Annotated in this window: 14 protein-coding genes; 10 read left to right on the top strand and 4 right to left on the bottom strand. The window is 60.8% G+C overall.

The annotated features are described in order from the left end of the window. The first annotated feature begins 66 nt into the window (after positions 1–66). From KCG87_RS17945 to thiO, 7 genes are read left to right on the top strand one after another with little or no spacing between them, the layout of a single operon-like run. Positions 67–540, top strand: coding sequence for a GspH/FimT family pseudopilin (locus KCG87_RS17945; protein WP_007963832.1), 474 nt, complete (start codon positions 67–69; stop codon positions 538–540). Further along, a complete protein-coding gene (pilV, locus tag KCG87_RS17940; protein WP_098965687.1) occupies positions 537–986 on the top strand; it encodes a type IV pilus modification protein PilV in 450 nt (149 codons plus the stop codon). The genes KCG87_RS17945 and pilV overlap by 4 nt, the downstream gene beginning before the upstream one ends. Then, positions 983–1696: a prepilin-type N-terminal cleavage/methylation domain-containing protein gene (locus KCG87_RS17935; RefSeq protein ID WP_098965685.1), complete on the top strand. Its 714-nt coding sequence runs from the start codon at positions 983–985 to the stop codon at positions 1694–1696. The genes pilV and KCG87_RS17935 overlap by 4 nt, the downstream gene beginning before the upstream one ends. 11 nt (positions 1697–1707) lie before the next feature. Next, on the top strand, positions 1708–2187 hold the full coding sequence (locus KCG87_RS17930) for a PilX N-terminal domain-containing pilus assembly protein (protein WP_210558638.1): 480 nt from the start codon (positions 1708–1710) through the stop codon (positions 2185–2187). After that, complete coding sequence (locus KCG87_RS17925; protein ID WP_210558639.1) at positions 2174–5257, top strand: PilC/PilY family type IV pilus protein; 3084 nt, start codon at positions 2174–2176, stop codon at positions 5255–5257. The genes KCG87_RS17930 and KCG87_RS17925 overlap by 14 nt, the downstream gene beginning before the upstream one ends. A gap of 15 nt (positions 5258–5272) precedes the next feature. Beyond that, the gene (locus KCG87_RS17920) at positions 5273–5674 is read left to right on the top strand and encodes a type IV pilin protein (protein WP_135296588.1); all 402 of its coding nucleotides are present in this window, start codon (positions 5273–5275) and stop codon (positions 5672–5674) included. A gap of 57 nt (positions 5675–5731) precedes the next feature. After that, positions 5732–6832 (top strand): glycine oxidase ThiO, encoded by a 1101-nt coding sequence (gene thiO / locus KCG87_RS17915; RefSeq protein ID WP_210558640.1) that lies wholly within the window; start codon positions 5732–5734, stop codon positions 6830–6832. A 131-nt stretch (positions 6833–6963) separates the two neighbouring features. On the opposite strand, the gene KCG87_RS17910 is transcribed toward thiO, so the two are convergent. The 4 genes from KCG87_RS17910 to KCG87_RS17895 all read right to left on the bottom strand — a co-directional run bounded on the left by KCG87_RS17910 (position 6964) and on the right by KCG87_RS17895 (position 11270). Next, positions 6964–8310 carry a sigma-54 dependent transcriptional regulator gene (locus tag KCG87_RS17910; RefSeq protein WP_139054397.1) on the bottom strand — a complete coding sequence of 449 codons (1347 nt, stop codon included), beginning with the start codon at positions 8308–8310 and terminating at the stop codon, positions 6964–6966. Then, positions 8307–9896 (bottom strand): ATP-binding protein, encoded by a 1590-nt coding sequence (locus KCG87_RS17905; RefSeq protein ID WP_027612811.1) that lies wholly within the window; start codon positions 9894–9896, stop codon positions 8307–8309. Before KCG87_RS17905 ends, KCG87_RS17910 begins: the two co-directional genes overlap by 4 nt. After that, positions 9886–10119, bottom strand: coding sequence for a PP0621 family protein (locus KCG87_RS17900; protein WP_139054396.1), 234 nt, complete (start codon positions 10117–10119; stop codon positions 9886–9888). The genes KCG87_RS17905 and KCG87_RS17900 overlap by 11 nt, the downstream gene beginning before the upstream one ends. Positions 10120–10247: 128 nt before the next feature. After that, a complete protein-coding gene (locus KCG87_RS17895; RefSeq protein WP_027612809.1) occupies positions 10248–11270 on the bottom strand; it encodes an outer membrane protein assembly factor BamD in 1023 nt (340 codons plus the stop codon). A gap of 150 nt (positions 11271–11420) precedes the next feature. Between KCG87_RS17895 and rluD the strand changes: the two genes are divergently transcribed. The 3 genes from rluD (at position 11421) to clpB (ending at position 15798) form a co-directional block, all read left to right on the top strand. Then, the gene (gene rluD / locus KCG87_RS17890) at positions 11421–12383 is read left to right on the top strand and encodes a 23S rRNA pseudouridine(1911/1915/1917) synthase RluD (protein WP_007963852.1); all 963 of its coding nucleotides are present in this window, start codon (positions 11421–11423) and stop codon (positions 12381–12383) included. Further along, positions 12380–13102: a peptidoglycan editing factor PgeF gene (gene pgeF, locus KCG87_RS17885; protein WP_134787357.1), complete on the top strand. Its 723-nt coding sequence runs from the start codon at positions 12380–12382 to the stop codon at positions 13100–13102. Before rluD ends, pgeF begins: the two co-directional genes overlap by 4 nt. Before the next feature lie 131 nt (positions 13103–13233). Next, entirely contained in the window at positions 13234–15798 is a 2565-nt protein-coding gene (clpB, locus tag KCG87_RS17880) for an ATP-dependent chaperone ClpB (RefSeq protein ID WP_027612807.1), read from the top strand. Positions 15799–15946: the final 148 nt, after the last annotated feature.

The following is a 15946-nucleotide window of genomic DNA, read 5'->3' as shown; positions in this document are numbered from 1 at the left end:
GACGCGGGCCGGTTGAATGTTCTAGTTTGTAGAAGCAGGTATAGCCGACGGCAACGGAGGGCATCGATGGATCATCGTACAAAAGGTTTCACGCTGCCCGAGTTGTTGGCTGCAGTCGCGGTGATGGTGATCCTCATCACCCTGGCGGTGCCGGGCTTCACTCGCTCGATCCAGAGCAGCAAGGCCGACACCGAAATGGGCGACCTGCAGCGCGCCATCAACTATGCCCGGCTGGAGGCGATTGATCGCGGCGTGACCACGCGCTTGCGCCCGAGCGCCGGCGGCAGCGTGTGGACCGGCGAATTGTCGGTCTACGACAGTACTGGCACACCGGCCAATGTATTGCGGGTTGTTCCAGCGATGAGCAGCGGCGCGACTCTGACGCTACCCTCAGGAGTGACCGCACTGGATTTCAATAATCTGGGTGGCCTGGCGGCGCCGTCGACAGCGGTGGTCATCAGTTACGTACTGGGAACGCAAAGCAGGACGCTGAACGTGTGTCTTAACGGACGAATTCAATCGGGTGGAAGTTGCGGATGAGGGCAGGGAGCACACAGGCACAGGAGGGCATGTCGCTGATCGAAGTGCTGGTCGCGTTGCTGATTCTGACGGTCGGGATATTGGGCGCGGCAGCCGTTCAAGTGAATGCGCTGAAGTACACCGACAGTTCGCGAATGACCAGTCAGGCCAGCTTCATCGCCTACGACATGATGGACCGCATCCGTGCCAACTCCGCCGCTGATTACACCGTCACGCCGCCTACCTCGGGCAACCTCAGCGTGGCGCGCGATCAGGATCTCTACGATTTCACCACTAACATCGTCAATTTCGGCGGGCCGACCGCCACCGGTACGATCACCCTCAATCAGCGGGTGTACACCATCACCATCAACTGGAATGACTCACGGGCGGCGAATGCCACCGGTACCACCCGCAGCTTCGTTCTGACCAGTCGCGCCACGGTCGATCCGGTGGCCACGCCATGAAGCATGATCAGCGGGGGTTCGGCCTGATCGAAATGCTCATCGCGCTAGCGCTTGGGCTGATCATCGTACTGGGGGTGGTGCAGACGTTCCTTGCAGCCAAAAACACTTACGTCAGCCAGAACACCGCCGCTGCGATGCAGGAAGACGCACGTTTTGTCCTGAGCAAGATGATTCAGGAACTGCGCATGGTCGGCATGTTCGGCTGTCTGGGCACGATTACTGACGCGAGCTCGGCGGGGGATTTCAACGCGGCGCAGATCATCCCGATCAGTTGGGACAACAGCAACCTCAAGCTGACTCTGGTTACCGCCGATGTCGGCGGCAGTGGTGGCACGCCGACCTGGACGGTGGTCTCCGATTGCCGCAACAGCGCCACGGCCTATACCGGGTTGCGGGCGGCAGCGAGCGGGCAGATCGCTTTTCCGATCCGCCGCTTGATCTACAGCTTCAGCAACAACCAGATTCTCATGGGCACCGGCAGCGGCACGCCGACCCAACAGGTGTTGGTGAACAACGTCAGCGCCTTCACTGTGATGTTCGGTCTGGCGACGTCCGCCACCGATGTCGCGGCGTCCTCGTACAGCGCCAATCCCAGCGATCCGGCACGCATCCGCAGTGTGCGACTGAGCCTGACCCTCACCGACCCGAACAACCGGGTGGCCAACCAAACCTTCAACGTGGTTGCCGCTTTGCGCAACCGCTTGCAATGAGGGCCGGGCCGATGAGGATGACCTTCGACCAGCGGCAAAACCAGCGTGGCATGGTGTTGCTGGTCAGTCTGGTGTTTCTGTTGCTGCTGACCTTGATCGGGCTGTCCTCGATGCAGAGCGCCAACCTGCAGGAAAAAATGGCCGGCAGTGTCAGCCTGCGCAATCAGGCGTTCCAGACCGCCGAGGCAGCGTTGCGCATCGGCGAGAGTGCGGTGCAACTCGACAGTTATTCGCTGGCGGTGTGTGCCAGCGCCACGCAATGTGCGCCGCCAGCGGAGTCTTCTGTGGTCAGTGCGGCGGGGCTTAACTCGACCTCGGGGGTGACGTGGGTCGCCGCAGGTAACGGCTTCTATGGTGTGCAGAACATCGGTACCACGCTGACGGCGGTGAACGTGCCTAGCAACACTTCGGCGACCTTGTATCGAGTGACCGCAGTCGGCATCGCCGGTACTTCGCGCAGTGTGGTGGAGAGTGTCTATGCGAAGTATTGAGCGCTGCCGGACGTTGTTGGCGGGGATGCTGCTGAGCTTGTATCTGGCGGCGCCGGCTTATGCGTTCACGCCTTCCGACTCGCCGCTGCTGAGTGCAGCTGCGGTACCGCCCAACGTGATGTTGCTGATCGATGATTCGGGCAGCATGAACAGCATCATTTACGCGGCAGGATTCGACCCCGACGTCACGCGTACACCGGCCCGGCAATGTAATGCGTTGCTCGGGCTGTGCCTGAGTTCGACGGCGATCACTGGCGATCCGGTGTTTCTCTCGAACCTGCCGACCTCCGGTTGCTCCGGCGGCGCCTTCGCCTTCTACAACAACAGCGTCGCGCCGTTGTGCCTGAAACTGCCGGATCCGGTGGGTGGCGGCAACACCCGCTACACCGGGGATTACATCGCCTATGTGGTCGGGCTGGCGATCAACAACGGTACCCGCGACTTCACCAACGGGGCAATTCCCAACGACTATCGGATCAACGTCGCGCGCAACGTGTCCACCGCACTGGTCACCAGCAACCGTAACTTGCGCATGGGCCTGTCGACCTTCAACCCGGTGACCAGCAACAACCCCGGAAACGGTGGATACATCGCTCGTTCCATCAGTGATCTGTCGCCGGTCTCCGGCAGCGTGACCCAGGCGCAGGCCGACGCCAACTACAATGCGTTGATTTCGGCGATCGGTGGTTTGGGGGCCGTGGCCAACACGCCGCTGGCAGAAACCTATTACGAAATCACCCGGTACATGCGCGGCATGACGCCGTACTACAACAGCACACCCACCACTTACACCAGTCCGATCCAGTACCGCTGCCAAAAGAACTACGGCGTGGTGATCACTGACGGTTTGCCGACCTACGATCGTACCTTCCCAACCAACGATCCGTTGGGTGGCAGTCGTCTGCCGAACTGGGATGGCATCAATAATGATGGCAACAACCTCAATGGCGATAACGAGGGTGACACGCTGTATCTGGATGACATTGCCAAGTTTGCGTTCGACATCGATATGCGTTCCACGGGGACTGACGCCGCTGGCAAAAGCTGGAATGCCGTGGATTTTCCCAAACAGAACATGAACACCTACACCGTGGGTTTTACCGCCGACAACGACATGCTGTCGGACGCCGCCGCTTACGGGCAGGGCAGGTATTACCAAGCCACCGACAGCGCCGGTCTCAACACCGCGCTGTCCTCGGCGTTGAGCGACATCACTTCCAAGGCCGGTTCCGGCGGCAGCGGGGTCACCAGTGGCACCACGCTGGCCAGTGGCACCAGTTATTTCCAGACCAGCTACGATCCCAAGGACTGGCGCGGCACGATCAAATCCTTCGGCTTCACCTCGGCCGGCGCGGTGAATACCTCGACAGCCCTGTGGACCACCGATACCACGATCGTGCCGGGCGCGACCGCTCCAACCTATCAATCGTGGAACACCTCCAGTAACGCCGCCGTCACCCTGGCCTATGGCAACTTTTCCGCAGCCCAACAGACCACGCTCAGCCAGAGCCTGCCCACCGGTATCAGCGGCAGCGATCTGGTGGAGTGGAGCAAGGGCACCAACAAGACCGGGCTGAAAGTGCGCAGCGTGTTGCTCGGCGACATCATCAACTCGCCGTTGTCGCTGGCCTCACCCAGCGACAAAACCGCCTCCGACCTCTCGGGTGACACCACGTACACCACGTACCTGACCACCAAAGCGGCGAACATGAATTCGAGTCTGGTGGTGAATGCCAACGACGGTTTCGTCAACGTGATCAACTCGGCCAACGGCACCCGGCGTTATGCCTACATGCCGTCCAGCGTGTTGCCGTCGCTGCGGCTGATTGCCGACCCGGCGTACATCAATGGCGTCAGCCACAAGTTTCTGGTGGACGGTCAGGTCGGTGTGTATGACGCGCAAATCAACAGCGCCTGGAAAACCCTGGCCATCGGCGGTACCGGTGCTGGCGGCAAGACTTTCTATGCGCTGCAACTGTTCGACGCGTCGGCAGGCAATGTGCTCAATGCCCTGTGGGAAGTCAGTGCACCTGCCACGGCGAACACTGCCAACGCATTCAATGATCTGGGTTACGCCTATGCCCGGCCGGAAGTGGCACGCTTGGCCGACGGTCGTTGGGCGGCATTCATTGCCAATGGTTATGGCAGCAACTCCGGAGTGGCGGCGTTGTATGTGCTGGATGTGCGTGACGGATCGTTGATCAAGAAGATCGTGATCGACAGCACCGAAACCACCAATGGTTTGTCGTCGGTGAAGCTCAAGGTCAATTCGTCGAACGTGGTGCAGGCCGCTTACGGAGGTGACCTGAAAGGACGTCTGTGGAAATTCGATCTGAGCGCGACGTCGACCGACAGCTGGGGCGTGGCGTTTTCCGGCAAACCACTGTTCACTACGGCGGGCGGAGCGACTCAGCCGATCACCGCGCAGCCGCTGCTGGCGGACAATTCGCTGGGGGGCAAACAGATCTTCGTCGGCACCGGCAAATTCAACGAGACCGCCGACAAGACCAACAAGGATTTGCAGGCGTTCTACTCAGTGTGGGATGCCGACGGCGGTTCCGGGCAACTGACGGTCAGCAGCCTGCAGGCACAGGCCGTGACCGGAGTGTTCTCTGGCAGCACCGGGCAGTTCATCACCACCAGCCAGAATGACACGACCTATCCGGCGGAGAAGGGCTGGTACCTGCCCTTGGTGTACAACAACGTACTGACCGGCGAGCGGGTGATCAATCAGGCCAGTCTGGTGCTCGGGCGCATCGTGTTTACCACCGCCAGTGTCGACACCACCGACCCGTGTGCCAGTTTCGGCACCGGCAAACTGGTCGAACTCGATGCGTTCAGCGGTAAGATGCTCAACTACGCGGTGCTCGACACCAACGCCGATGGCGTGGTCGACAGCAACGACACGATTTCCAGCGGCGTGGTGTTCACCGGCGGGATTCCGACCCTAAACGCCATCGTCAATGGCGCGACGCGCAAGATCGTCAACGATTCCAGTGGCACTGTCACCACACTGGTGGAAAAATCCGGCGGCGGCAGCCGGCGTATCATGTGGCGACAAATACAGTAAGTGAGAGTTTGAGGCATGCGCAGATTCAACCGAGGCTTCACCCTTATCGAAATCATGATCGTGATTGCGATCATCGGGATCATCATCACCATCGCCGCACCGAGCTACACCGAATACCTGAAAAAAGGCCGGCGCGCCGAAGTGGTGTCGCTGCTCTCGGAGCAGGCGCAGAGCCTCGAACGCTTCTATACCAAAAACAACGTCTACACCGGCATCACTGGTCTGAGCACGGGCAATGATTTCTACACCATCACCCCGACGATCGCTGACCAGACCTTCCTGCTGACGGCCACCCGCAAGGCCGGCACGACCATGGCCACCGACAAGTGCGGGGATTTCACCCTGACCAACACCGGCGTCAGAAGTATGAACAACGCAACCACCGGGCTGACCACCAAGGATTGCTGGGGCCGCTGAGGTACCTTCTTAAGGGCGCCTTTTGCGCCCACTGTCTTTTTTACGGTTGGATCAAACATGACCAGGCAACAGCAAGTGGTGATTGTCGGTGGCGGGGTGATTGGCCTGCTGACCGCCTACAACCTCGCCTCCGAAGTGCGCAGCGTGGTGCTGCTGGATCGCTCGAACGTCGGCCAGGAATCGTCCTGGGCCGGCGGCGGTATCGTTTCACCGCTGTACCCGTGGCGCTACAGCCCGGCGGTCACCGCGCTGGCGCATTGGTCGCAGGATTTTTATCCACAGCTGGGCGAGCGGCTGTTTGCCGATACCGGGATTGATCCTGAAGTGCACACCACCGGCCTGTATTGGCTGGATCTGGAGGATGAAGCCGAGGCACTGGCCTGGGCCGAGCGGGAAAACCGTCCGCTGCGGGCTGTGGATATCTCGGCGGCGCACGACGCAGTGCCGGTGTTGGGCGGCGGGTTCTCCCGGGCGATCTACATGGCCGATGTGGCCAATGTGCGTAATCCGCGCCTCGTCAAATCATTGAAAGCCGCTTTGCTGGCGCTGCCGAACGTGACGATTCACGAGCAATGCGAAGTCAGCGGGTTTGTTCGCGAAGGCGAGCGGGTGGTTGGCGTCGAGACGTCCAAGGGCTTGATCCGCGGCGAGCAGATCGTGCTGACGGCCGGGGCGTGGAGCGGTGATCTGCTCAAGACGCTGGACCTGACGCTACCGGTGGAGCCGGTCAAGGGCCAGATGATTCTCTACAAATGCGCAGCGGATTTCCTGTCGAGCATGGTGCTGGCCAAGGGGCGTTATGCGATTCCGCGTCGCGACGGGCACATTCTGATCGGCAGTACGCTGGAGCACGAAGGCTACGACAAGACGCCGACTGATGTCGCGTTGCAGAGCCTCAAGGCTTCGGCGGTCGAGCTGCTGCCGGCGCTGGCGGAGGCCGAAGTGGTGGGGCACTGGGCCGGTTTGCGCCCGGGCTCGCCTGAGGGAATCCCGTATATCGGCCGCGTGCCGGGGTTTGAGGGGTTGTGGCTGAACTGCGGGCATTACCGCAATGGCCTGGTGCTGGCGCCGGCGTCGTGTCAGTTGTTTGCCGATATGATGCTGGGGCGTGCGCCGATTATCGATCCGGCGCCGTATGCGCCTGAAGGTCGCATTTAGTCAGATATTTCTATGGTGGCTGGCAGAGCGCTTTCGCGAGCAAGCCCGCTCCCACATTGGATCTGCGGTGAACACAAATTGTGTGAACAACCGAGATCTACTGTGGGAGCGGGCTTGCTCGCGAAGGGGCCTCAATCCAGACCGAGTTTCTTCAGCCTGTAGCGCATCGAGCGAAACGACAGACTCAACCGCTGCGCTGCCGCCGTACGATTCCAGCGCGTTTCCTCCAGCGCCTGCAGGATCAGCTTGCGCTCGACGTTTTCCAGATAGTCCTCAAGGTTATCGATCTGCGTCAGGTCGGCAATACCGCCCTCGACCGTGCAATTACCTTCGCTGAGACGCAGATCTGCGGCTTCGATCAACTGGTTTTCACACAGCGTGTGCGCCCGTTCAAGGACGTTTTCCAGCTCCCGCACATTCCCCGGAAAGCGGTAACTCTTCAGCGCCTCAAGCGCCTGCGGGTGCAAACGAGCCGCCGCGCGGCCGCTGCCTGCCGCCAGACGCTGGAGCATGTGCGCCGCCAGCACTTCGATGTCATCGCGCCGTTCGCGCAGGGATGGCACGCGCAGTTCGATCACATTCAAGCGGTAATACAGGTCCTGGCGAAAGCGCCCGGCGGCGACCTCGGCGTCGAGATCCTTGTGGGTGGCGCAAAGAATGCGCACATCGACCACCGTTTCCTGCTGGCCGCCGACGCTGCGCACGGCTTTCTCCTGAATCGCCCGCAGCAATTTCACCTGCATCGACAGCGGCAGGTCCGCCACTTCGTCGAGAAACAGGGTGCCGCCGTGTGCGGCCTGGAACAGCCCAGGTTTGTCCTCCACTGCGCCGGTGAAGCTGCCTTTGCGATGGCCGAAAAATTCGCTTTCCATCAATTCGGACGGAATCGCCCCGCAGTTGACCGGCACAAACGGCTTGCTGGCGCGTGGCCCCTGTTCGTGGATCAGCCGCGCGACCAGTTCTTTGCCGCTGCCCGATTCGCCGCTGATGTAGACCGGTGCCTGACTGCGCGCCAATTTGTCGATCTGTTTGCGAAGGTCGCGCATGGGCTGCGAGTCGCCGAGCAGGCGCCGATCTATCGACGATGCGACGCCTCCCGCCGCTGGCATGCGCAGTGCGGTGCTGACCAGTTCGCGCAGGCGCGTGAGATCAACCGGCTTGGTGAGGAAGTCGAAGGCGCCGGCCTTCAGCGCATTGATCGCTGTTTCCAGGCTGCCATAGGCGGTGATCATCGCCACCGGCAGTTGTGGATGACGTTGCTGGATGTGCTGCACCAGGTCCAGCCCCGTGCCGTCGGGCAGGCGCATGTCGGTCAGGCACAGGTCGAACGCATTGCGCTGCAACAGTGCCTGGGCTTCGCCGAGGTTGCGAGCACTGAAGGTGTCGAGTTTCATCCGTCCCAGGGTGATTTCCAGGAGTTCGCGGATATCCGGTTCGTCGTCGACGATGAGGATTTTTTGCCGTGGGCTCGTGTTCAACTTTGTTTCCGTCCGTGAGCAAAGGTGATGCGAAAGCAGCCGCCGCCTTGGCGTGGTTTGAAGTCTAGGCGCGCCTGGTTGCTTTCGCACAGCTCACGGGACAGATAAAGCCCAAGGCCGGTGCCTTGGCTGCTGGTGGTGAAGAACGGTTCGAACAGATGCGCCTGCTGATCGGACGGGACACCGGGGCCGTTGTCCTGCACTTCGAGCACCGCCAGCTGGCTGTCGGGGTCGACGAACAGCGCCAGCCAGACTTCGGCCTGCTGGTGCAGCAGGGCGCTGTGCCGCCAGCCGTTGCGTAACAGATTGTCGAGAATCTGCGTGAGCTGGTCGGGATCCATCAACGTGATGAAGTCCCCGGAATTGATCCGCAAATGAATCGACTGGCGCTCGCTCGCCTGCTCGCGGCTCTCGGCAACAAAGTGTTCCAGCCACGGTTTGAGATCCAGCCGTTGCGGAGCGCTTTGCTGGCGGCGCGACAGTTGCAGGACGTTTTCGATGACTCGGTTCATGCGCTGGGAGTGGTCTTGAATGATCTGCGTCAGACGCCGATCGGCGCTATCGAGTTCCTCGGACTCCGCCAATAGCTGCGCGGCATGACTGATGGCGCCCAGTGGATTGCGGATTTCATGGGAGATGCCGGCAGTCAGACGCCCCAGTGCGGCGAGTTTGAGCTGCTGGGCTTGCTGAGCGATTTGCGCCAGATCTTCGAGGAACACCAGGGTTTGCTGGTTGGGACTCTGGTCGAGGGCGATGAAGCTGGGTTGCAGTTCCAGGCCGTTGCCGGGGATCTTCAGACTCTGCGGGCGCAGGGTCGGGTTGCTCAGCCACAGCTGCAGACGCTCGACTAATGCCGGCGAGTAGTCGCTGATCAAATGCCCTTCAAGATGCGACTGGGCCAACAGATTTTTCGCGCTGTGATTGGCCAGCTGTACCCGGCGCTGTTCGTCGAGCACCAGGATGCCTGTGCGCATGCGTTGCAGAATCAGGGCGTTGAGGGCTTCAAGACTGGTGACTTCGCTGGCACGCTGTTCGGCGAGATTTTCGCTGACTTCCAGACGCCGGATCAGGCCCTGGACCAGCAGCGATGCGGCAAAACACAAAGCGCCGAGGGTCCCGGCTTGCAGATAGTCATTGGCGCTCAGGGGGTGACTGAAGCCCAGCAGAAAGCTGGAGCCGACAATGCCGAGTGCGCCGATGGCGGCAATCAGCAAGCCGATGCGCCGGCGCAGCAGGGTGTTGGCGATCGCCACCGAGACAATCAACAGGTTGCCGATGGCGCTGGCCACGCCGCCCGCCGCGTAGAACAGGCCGCACAGCAACAGCACATCGACCAAGGCCAGGGTGAACAACTGCGCCGGGCGGCGGGTGTTCTCCAGGAACACCACCAGCAGAATGTTCAGCACCAGATACAACCAACTGCCGCTGCGCAGCAGATCGTCGTCGGCTGACGTCAGCAGGCGGTTGTCCATGTTGCTGGAGATCAGCAGCACCAGGGTGATGCCGACGCTCAAACGGTAGAGATGATACAGGCGCAGCAGGCGCTGCGCCTGTTTACGGTCGGCGTTGGCGACCTCAGCGATCACTGGCACCCGGGCCTTGCTCAAGGTGAGCCTGGCTGCAATACCATTGTTGCTGAAGGTTCAACGCGCGGTCGCGGGGCAGGTGCACGCCGCAGTGAGCGCAGCGCACCATCGGCGCGGCGTCTTGCTCGCGGGGCGATTGGGCAGACGAGGCGGGCGACTTGAATTTGCGCCACAGCCATACCGCAGCGAAAATCAGGACAATCCAGAACAGTAAACGAAGCATGATGGGCGGCTTTTCGGCTAATGATTCGGCAGTTTAGCCAAGGCGCCGGCAAGCGCACAGACTATTAATGCGCAGCCATGAAAAAGGGAGATCCGCAGATCTCCCTTTTTTGTGACAACCCGGTGTGATCAGTCGAACACGCCGAAGGTCATGTAGCTGAACCACGAACGGTCATCGTTGTTGCCTTCAGCCTCGTGATGTTCTTCCTCGATCACGTCACCGTTTTCGTCTTTAGGCTTGAGCTCGTTCGGAATCGCGTCTTTCGCGTCCTGGAACTGCTTCTGCACGTCCTGGTTGGCGCGGGTTTCTCCCGGCGGCAGCGGTGGACGCGATTCGATCAGACCCAGAGTCGCCTTGCTCAGGAACGAGCGGTTGTCGGCTTCGGCGACCGATGGCACGAACTGACCGTCCTGCAGGCTTGGGTGGTTCGGGTAGTTGAGCTTCAGGGTTTCCAGACTGGTGGCGGCCAGATCGTCCAGGTGCAGACGCTGGTAAGCCTCGGTCATCACCGCCAGGCCGTCGCCGACCGATGGGGTTTCCTGGAAGTTTTCCACTACATAACGGCCACGGTTGGCGGCGGCGACGTAGGCCTGACGAGTCAGGTAGTAGTCGGCTACGTGGATTTCGTAGGCCGCCAGCAGGTTGCGCAGGTAGATCATGCGCTGCTTGGCGTCCGGCGCGTAGCGGCTGTTCGGGTAGCGGCTGGTCAGCTGTGCGAACTCGTTGTACGAGTCGCGGGCTGCGCCCGGGTCACGCTTGGTCATGTCCAGCGGCAGGAAACGCGCCAGCAGGCCGACGTCCTGGTCGAAAGAGGTCAGACCTTTCAAGTAGTACGCGTAATCCACGTTCGGATGCTGCGGATGCAAACGAATGAAACGCTCGGCGGCGGACTTTGCAGCTTCCGGTTCGGCGTTCTTGTAGTTGGCGTAGATCAACTCCAGCTGTGCCTGATCGGCGTAGCGACCGAACGGATAACGCGACTCCAGGGCCTTCAGCTTGGCTGTGGCGCTGGTGTAGCTGTTGTTGTCCAGGTCAGTCTGAGCCTGCTGATACAGCTCGGCTTCGCTGAGGTTTTCGTCTACGACTTCCTTCGATGAGCAAGCAGCGGTCAATGCGAGGATGGCGATCAGCAGCAGGTGTTTCACTTGCATGGCGGCTTGCGTCCCTATGACGGCCGCTGTCTTGGGCGGGGCCGTCCTGTTATGATGAGCGCCCCGTTGAAAAGCCTCGGGGCAAAAGACGCCGTATTTAACCACAAGCGCGCAGCCGAAACCAAAGGCTGTGCCGACGCCAGTCAGAGCATGTCCGATAAAATTGAACTTCGCGCAGAGGTGCCGTCCGATTTGGGCGGCCAACGCCTCGATCAAGTCGCCGCCCAACTCTTCGCTGAGCACTCACGCTCGCGCCTTTCCGCCTGGATCAAAGAAGGTCGCCTGACTGTGGACGGGGCGGTCATCCGCCCGCGCGACATCGTGCATGGCGGTGCCATTCTTGAGCTGACTGCCGAGCAGGAAGCCCAGGGCGAGTGGATCGCCCAGGACATCGAGCTCGACATCGTCTATGAAGACGACGACATCCTGGTGATCAACAAGCCTGCGGGCCTGGTGGTGCACCCGGCTGCCGGCCACGCCGATGGCACCTTGCTCAATGCCTTGCTGCACCACGTGCCGGACATTATCAATGTCCCGCGCGCCGGTATCGTGCATCGCCTGGACAAGGACACCACCGGTCTGATGGTGGTGGCCAAGACCATTCAGGCGCAGACCAAGCTCGTTGCCCAGCTGCAAAGCCGCAGCGTCAGCCGGATCTACGAGTGCATCGTGATCGGTGTCGTGACCGCCGGGGGCAAGATCAACGCCCCGATCGGCCGTCATGGTCAGCAGCGCCAGCGCATGGCAGTGATGGAAGGCGGCAAGCCGGCCGTCAGTCACTACCGCGTGCTGGAGCGTTTCCGGTCCCACACGCATGTGCGGGTTAAACTGGAAACCGGCCGCACCCACCAGATTCGCGTGCACATGTCGCACATCAACTTCCCGTTGGTCGGCGACCCGGCGTACGGCGGTCGTTTCCGCATTCCGCCTGCCGCGAACCCGACCATGGTCGAGTCGCTCAAGCACTTCCCGCGTCAGGCCCTGCACGCACGTTTCCTCGAGCTGGATCATCCGACCACCGGTGAGCGCATGAGCTGGGAATCGCCGCTGCCGGAAGATTTCGTCTGGCTGCTGACCCTGCTCAAGCAGGATCGCGAGGCATTCGTCGGATGAACTGGCTGACGCCGGACTGGCCTGCGCCGGCCAGCGTCAGGGCCTGTGTCACCACCCGCGAGGGGGGTGTCAGCGAGGCACCGTTCGACAGCCTCAATCTGGGTGATCATGTCGATGATCGCCCGGATGCAGTCGCCGAGAATCGTCGGCGTCTGACCGAACACTTCTCTATACAGCCTGCCTGGTTGCAGCAAGTACACGGGATTGCCGTGGCCCATGCTGATCCGGGCGTGGTTGCCACCGCCGATGCCAGTTGGACGGCGACTCCCGGGATTGCCTGCACGGCGATGACCGCAGATTGTCTGCCGGCATTGTTCTGCAACCGTGCCGGTACTCGCGTCGCGGCGGCTCACGCCGGTTGGCGCGGTTTGGCGGCGGGCGTACTGGAAGCCACTCTCGATCATCTCGACACCGCTGCGGCGGACGTACTGGTCTGGCTCGGCCCGGCCATTGGCCCGAAAGCCTTTGAAGTCGGCCCGGAAGTACGCGAAGTCTTTGTCAATCAATTGCCGGAAGCGGCAGCAGCCTTCGTGCCCAGCCACAATGCTGGCAAGTTCATGGCCGACATCTACCTGCTGGCGCGCCTGCGCCTGGCTGAACGCGGTGTCACTGCGGTTTATGGCGGCGGTTTCTGCACCGTGACCGACCCGCGCTTCTTTTCTTACCGCCGTGCGTCGCGCACTGGCCGTTTCGCCTCCCTTGTCTGGCTCACCCGCTAGACTTGCCTGACCTGAATCAACTCGCTGACGCTTGAATCTCCCAGAATCGACCGCATCTACAGTGGTATCTGGCAGGTTTCTTTATTCAGGATGGTTTTTAGGTCCGGCCTGCTCAAAAGGAAGGTGACCCCATGCGTATAGACCGTTTAACCAGCAAATTACAGTTGGCGTTGTCCGACGCCCAATCCCTGGCCGTTGGCCACGATCATCCGGCCATCGAGCCGGCGCACTTGATGCAGGCCATGCTTGAACAGCAGGGTGGTTCGATCAAACCCCTGTTGATGCAAGTCGGCTTCGACGTCAACAGCTTGCGCAAAGAGCTGACCAAAGAGCTCGACCAATTACCGAAAATCCAGAACCCGACCGGCGACGTCAACATGTCGCAGGATCTGGCGCGTCTGCTCAATCAGGCTGATCGCCTGGCTCAGCAGAAGGGCGACCAGTTCATTTCCAGCGAGCTGGTGCTGCTCGCCGCGATGGACGAGAACAGCAAGCTCGGCAAACTGCTGCTCGGCCAGGGCGTGAGCAAGAAAGCCCTGGAAAACGCGATCAACAACCTGCGCGGTGGTGAGGCGGTAAATGACGCCAACCACGAAGAGTCGCGTCAGGCGCTGGATAAATACACCGTCGACCTGACCAAGCGTGCCGAAGAAGGCAAGCTCGATCCGGTGATCGGCCGTGACGACGAAATTCGCCGCACCATTCAGGTTCTGCAGCGTCGCACCAAGAACAACCCGGTGCTGATCGGTGAACCTGGCGTGGGTAAAACCGCGATTGCCGAAGGTCTGGCCCAGCGCATCATCAACGGCGAAGTGCCGGACGGCCTCAAGGGCAAACGTCTGCTGTCGCTGGACATGGGCGCGCTGATTGCCGGTGCCAAGTATCGCGGTGAGTTCGAAGAGCGCCTGAAAGCGCTGCTCAATGAGCTGTCGAAGCAGGAAGGGCAGATCATTCTGTTCATCGACGAACTGCACACCATGGTCGGCGCTGGCAAGGGCGAAGGCTCGATGGATGCCGGCAACATGCTCAAACCGGCACTGGCGCGCGGTGAGCTGCACTGCGTCGGCGCAACCACGCTTAACGAGTACCGCCAATATATAGAGAAGGATGCGGCGCTTGAGCGGCGTTTCCAGAAAGTCCTGGTGGACGAGCCGAGTGAAGAAGACACCATCGCCATTCTGCGTGGCCTCAAGGAGCGTTACGAGGTTCACCATAAAGTGGCGATCACCGACGGCGCGATTATCGCCGCGGCCAAGCTCAGCCATCGTTACATCACGGATCGGCAGTTGCCGGACAAGGCCATCGACCTGATTGACGAGGCCGCCAGCCGTATTCGCATGGAGATCGACTCCAAGCCGGAAGTGCTGGATCGTCTGGAGCGTCGCCTGATTCAGCTCAAGGTTGAATCTCAGGCGCTGAAGAAAGAAAGCGATGAAGCGGCGATGAAACGCCTGGAAAAACTCCAGGAAGAAATCGTCCGCCTCGAGCGTGAATATTCGGATCTGGAAGAAATCTGGAACTCGGAAAAAGCCGAGGTACAGGGTTCGGCGCAGATTCAGCAAAAGATCGAGCAGTCGCGTCAGGAGCTGGAAGCGGCGCGCCGTAAAGGCGACCTCAACCGCATGGCCGAATTGCAGTACGGGGTGATCCCGGATCTGGAGCGCAGCCTGCAAATGGTCGACCAGCACGGCAAGAGCGAAAACCAGTTGCTGCGCAGCAAGGTGACCGAAGAGGAAATCGCCGAAGTCGTGTCGAAGTGGACCGGTATTCCGGTATCGAAAATGCTCGAAGGCGAGCGCGACAAGCTGATGAAGATGGAAAGCCTGTTGCACCAGCGTGTGATCGGTCAGGACGAAGCGGTGGTCGCGGTCGCCAACGCGGTACGGCGCTCGCGTGCCGGACTGGCGGATCCGAATCGTCCGAGCGGCTCGTTCATGTTCCTCGGCCCGACCGGTGTCGGTAAAACCGAGCTGTGCAAGGCGCTGGCCGAATTCCTCTTTGATACCGAAGAGGCAATGGTGCGGATCGACATGTCCGAGTTCATGGAGAAACATTCCGTGGCGCGGCTGATCGGGGCGCCACCAGGCTACGTGGGTTACGAGGAGGGCGGTTACCTGACCGAAGCGGTACGTCGCAAGCCTTACTCGGTGATCCTGCTGGACGAGGTCGAGAAGGCGCATCCGGATGTATTCAACATCCTGCTGCAAGTGCTTGAGGATGGACGGCTGACCGACAGCCACGGACGCACGGTGGATTTCCGCAATACCGTGATCGTCATGACCTCGAACCTCGGTTCGTCGCAGATCCAGGAACTGGTCGGTGATCGTGAGGCCCAGCGTGCAGCGGTGATGGACGCGCTGACGTCGCACTTCCGTCCCGAGTTCATCAACCGGGTCGACGAAGTAGTGATCTTCGAGCCACTGGCGCGGGATCAGATCGCGGGCATTACCGAGATCCAGTTGGGCCGTCTGCGCAGTCGTCTGGCCGAGCGCGAGCTGAAGCTGGAACTGAGCCCGGAAGCGATGGACAAGCTGATTGCCGTTGGTTACGACCCGGTTTATGGCGCACGCCCACTCAAACGTGCGATCCAGCGCTGGATCGAAAACCCGTTGGCGCAGTTGATCCTGTCGGGGCATTTCCTGCCGGGCGATACAGCAACCGGCAAGGTCGTGAACGACGAAATCGTTTTCGACTGAGCGGCAACGCCAATGAAATAAGGAAGGCCTCGCTTTGCGAGGCCTTTTTTTCGTTAGGCTGTTGAAGTCTAAGGAAAAGGCTTGTAAAGTGCGCCCCGCAGTCAGTCACCCGCAGCATCTCAGCTCACTGAGCTGAAATCTGAAATAA

The sequence above is a fragment of the Pseudomonas sp. MWU347 genome, assembly GCF_017947305.1.
Classification (GTDB): Bacteria; Pseudomonadota; Gammaproteobacteria; order Pseudomonadales; family Pseudomonadaceae; genus Aquipseudomonas; species Aquipseudomonas putida_A.
This window is presented reverse-complemented; position numbering and strand designations above follow the sequence as displayed.

Excerpts from the sequence above, each read along its gene's own strand:
- KCG87_RS17945 (WP_007963832.1), top strand. The coding sequence starts at position 67 with ATGGATCATCGTACAAAAGGTTTCACGCTGCCCGAGTTGTTGGCTGCA.
- pilV (WP_098965687.1), top strand. The coding sequence starts at position 537 with ATGAGGGCAGGGAGCACACAGGCACAGGAGGGCATGTCGCTGATCGAA.
- KCG87_RS17935 (WP_098965685.1), top strand. The coding sequence starts at position 983 with ATGAAGCATGATCAGCGGGGGTTCGGCCTGATCGAAATGCTCATCGCG.
- KCG87_RS17930 (WP_210558638.1), top strand. The coding sequence starts at position 1,708 with ATGAGGATGACCTTCGACCAGCGGCAAAACCAGCGTGGCATGGTGTTG.
- KCG87_RS17925 (WP_210558639.1), top strand. The coding sequence starts at position 2,174 with ATGCGAAGTATTGAGCGCTGCCGGACGTTGTTGGCGGGGATGCTGCTG.
- KCG87_RS17920 (WP_135296588.1), top strand. The coding sequence starts at position 5,273 with ATGCGCAGATTCAACCGAGGCTTCACCCTTATCGAAATCATGATCGTG.
- thiO (WP_210558640.1), top strand. The coding sequence starts at position 5,732 with ATGACCAGGCAACAGCAAGTGGTGATTGTCGGTGGCGGGGTGATTGGC.
- KCG87_RS17900 (WP_139054396.1), bottom strand. The coding sequence starts at position 10,119 with ATGCTTCGTTTACTGTTCTGGATTGTCCTGATTTTCGCTGCGGTATGG.
- KCG87_RS17895 (WP_027612809.1), bottom strand. The coding sequence starts at position 11,270 with ATGCAAGTGAAACACCTGCTGCTGATCGCCATCCTCGCATTGACCGCT.
- rluD (WP_007963852.1), top strand. The coding sequence starts at position 11,421 with ATGTCCGATAAAATTGAACTTCGCGCAGAGGTGCCGTCCGATTTGGGC.
- pgeF (WP_134787357.1), top strand. The coding sequence starts at position 12,380 with ATGAACTGGCTGACGCCGGACTGGCCTGCGCCGGCCAGCGTCAGGGCC.
- clpB (WP_027612807.1), top strand. The coding sequence starts at position 13,234 with ATGCGTATAGACCGTTTAACCAGCAAATTACAGTTGGCGTTGTCCGAC.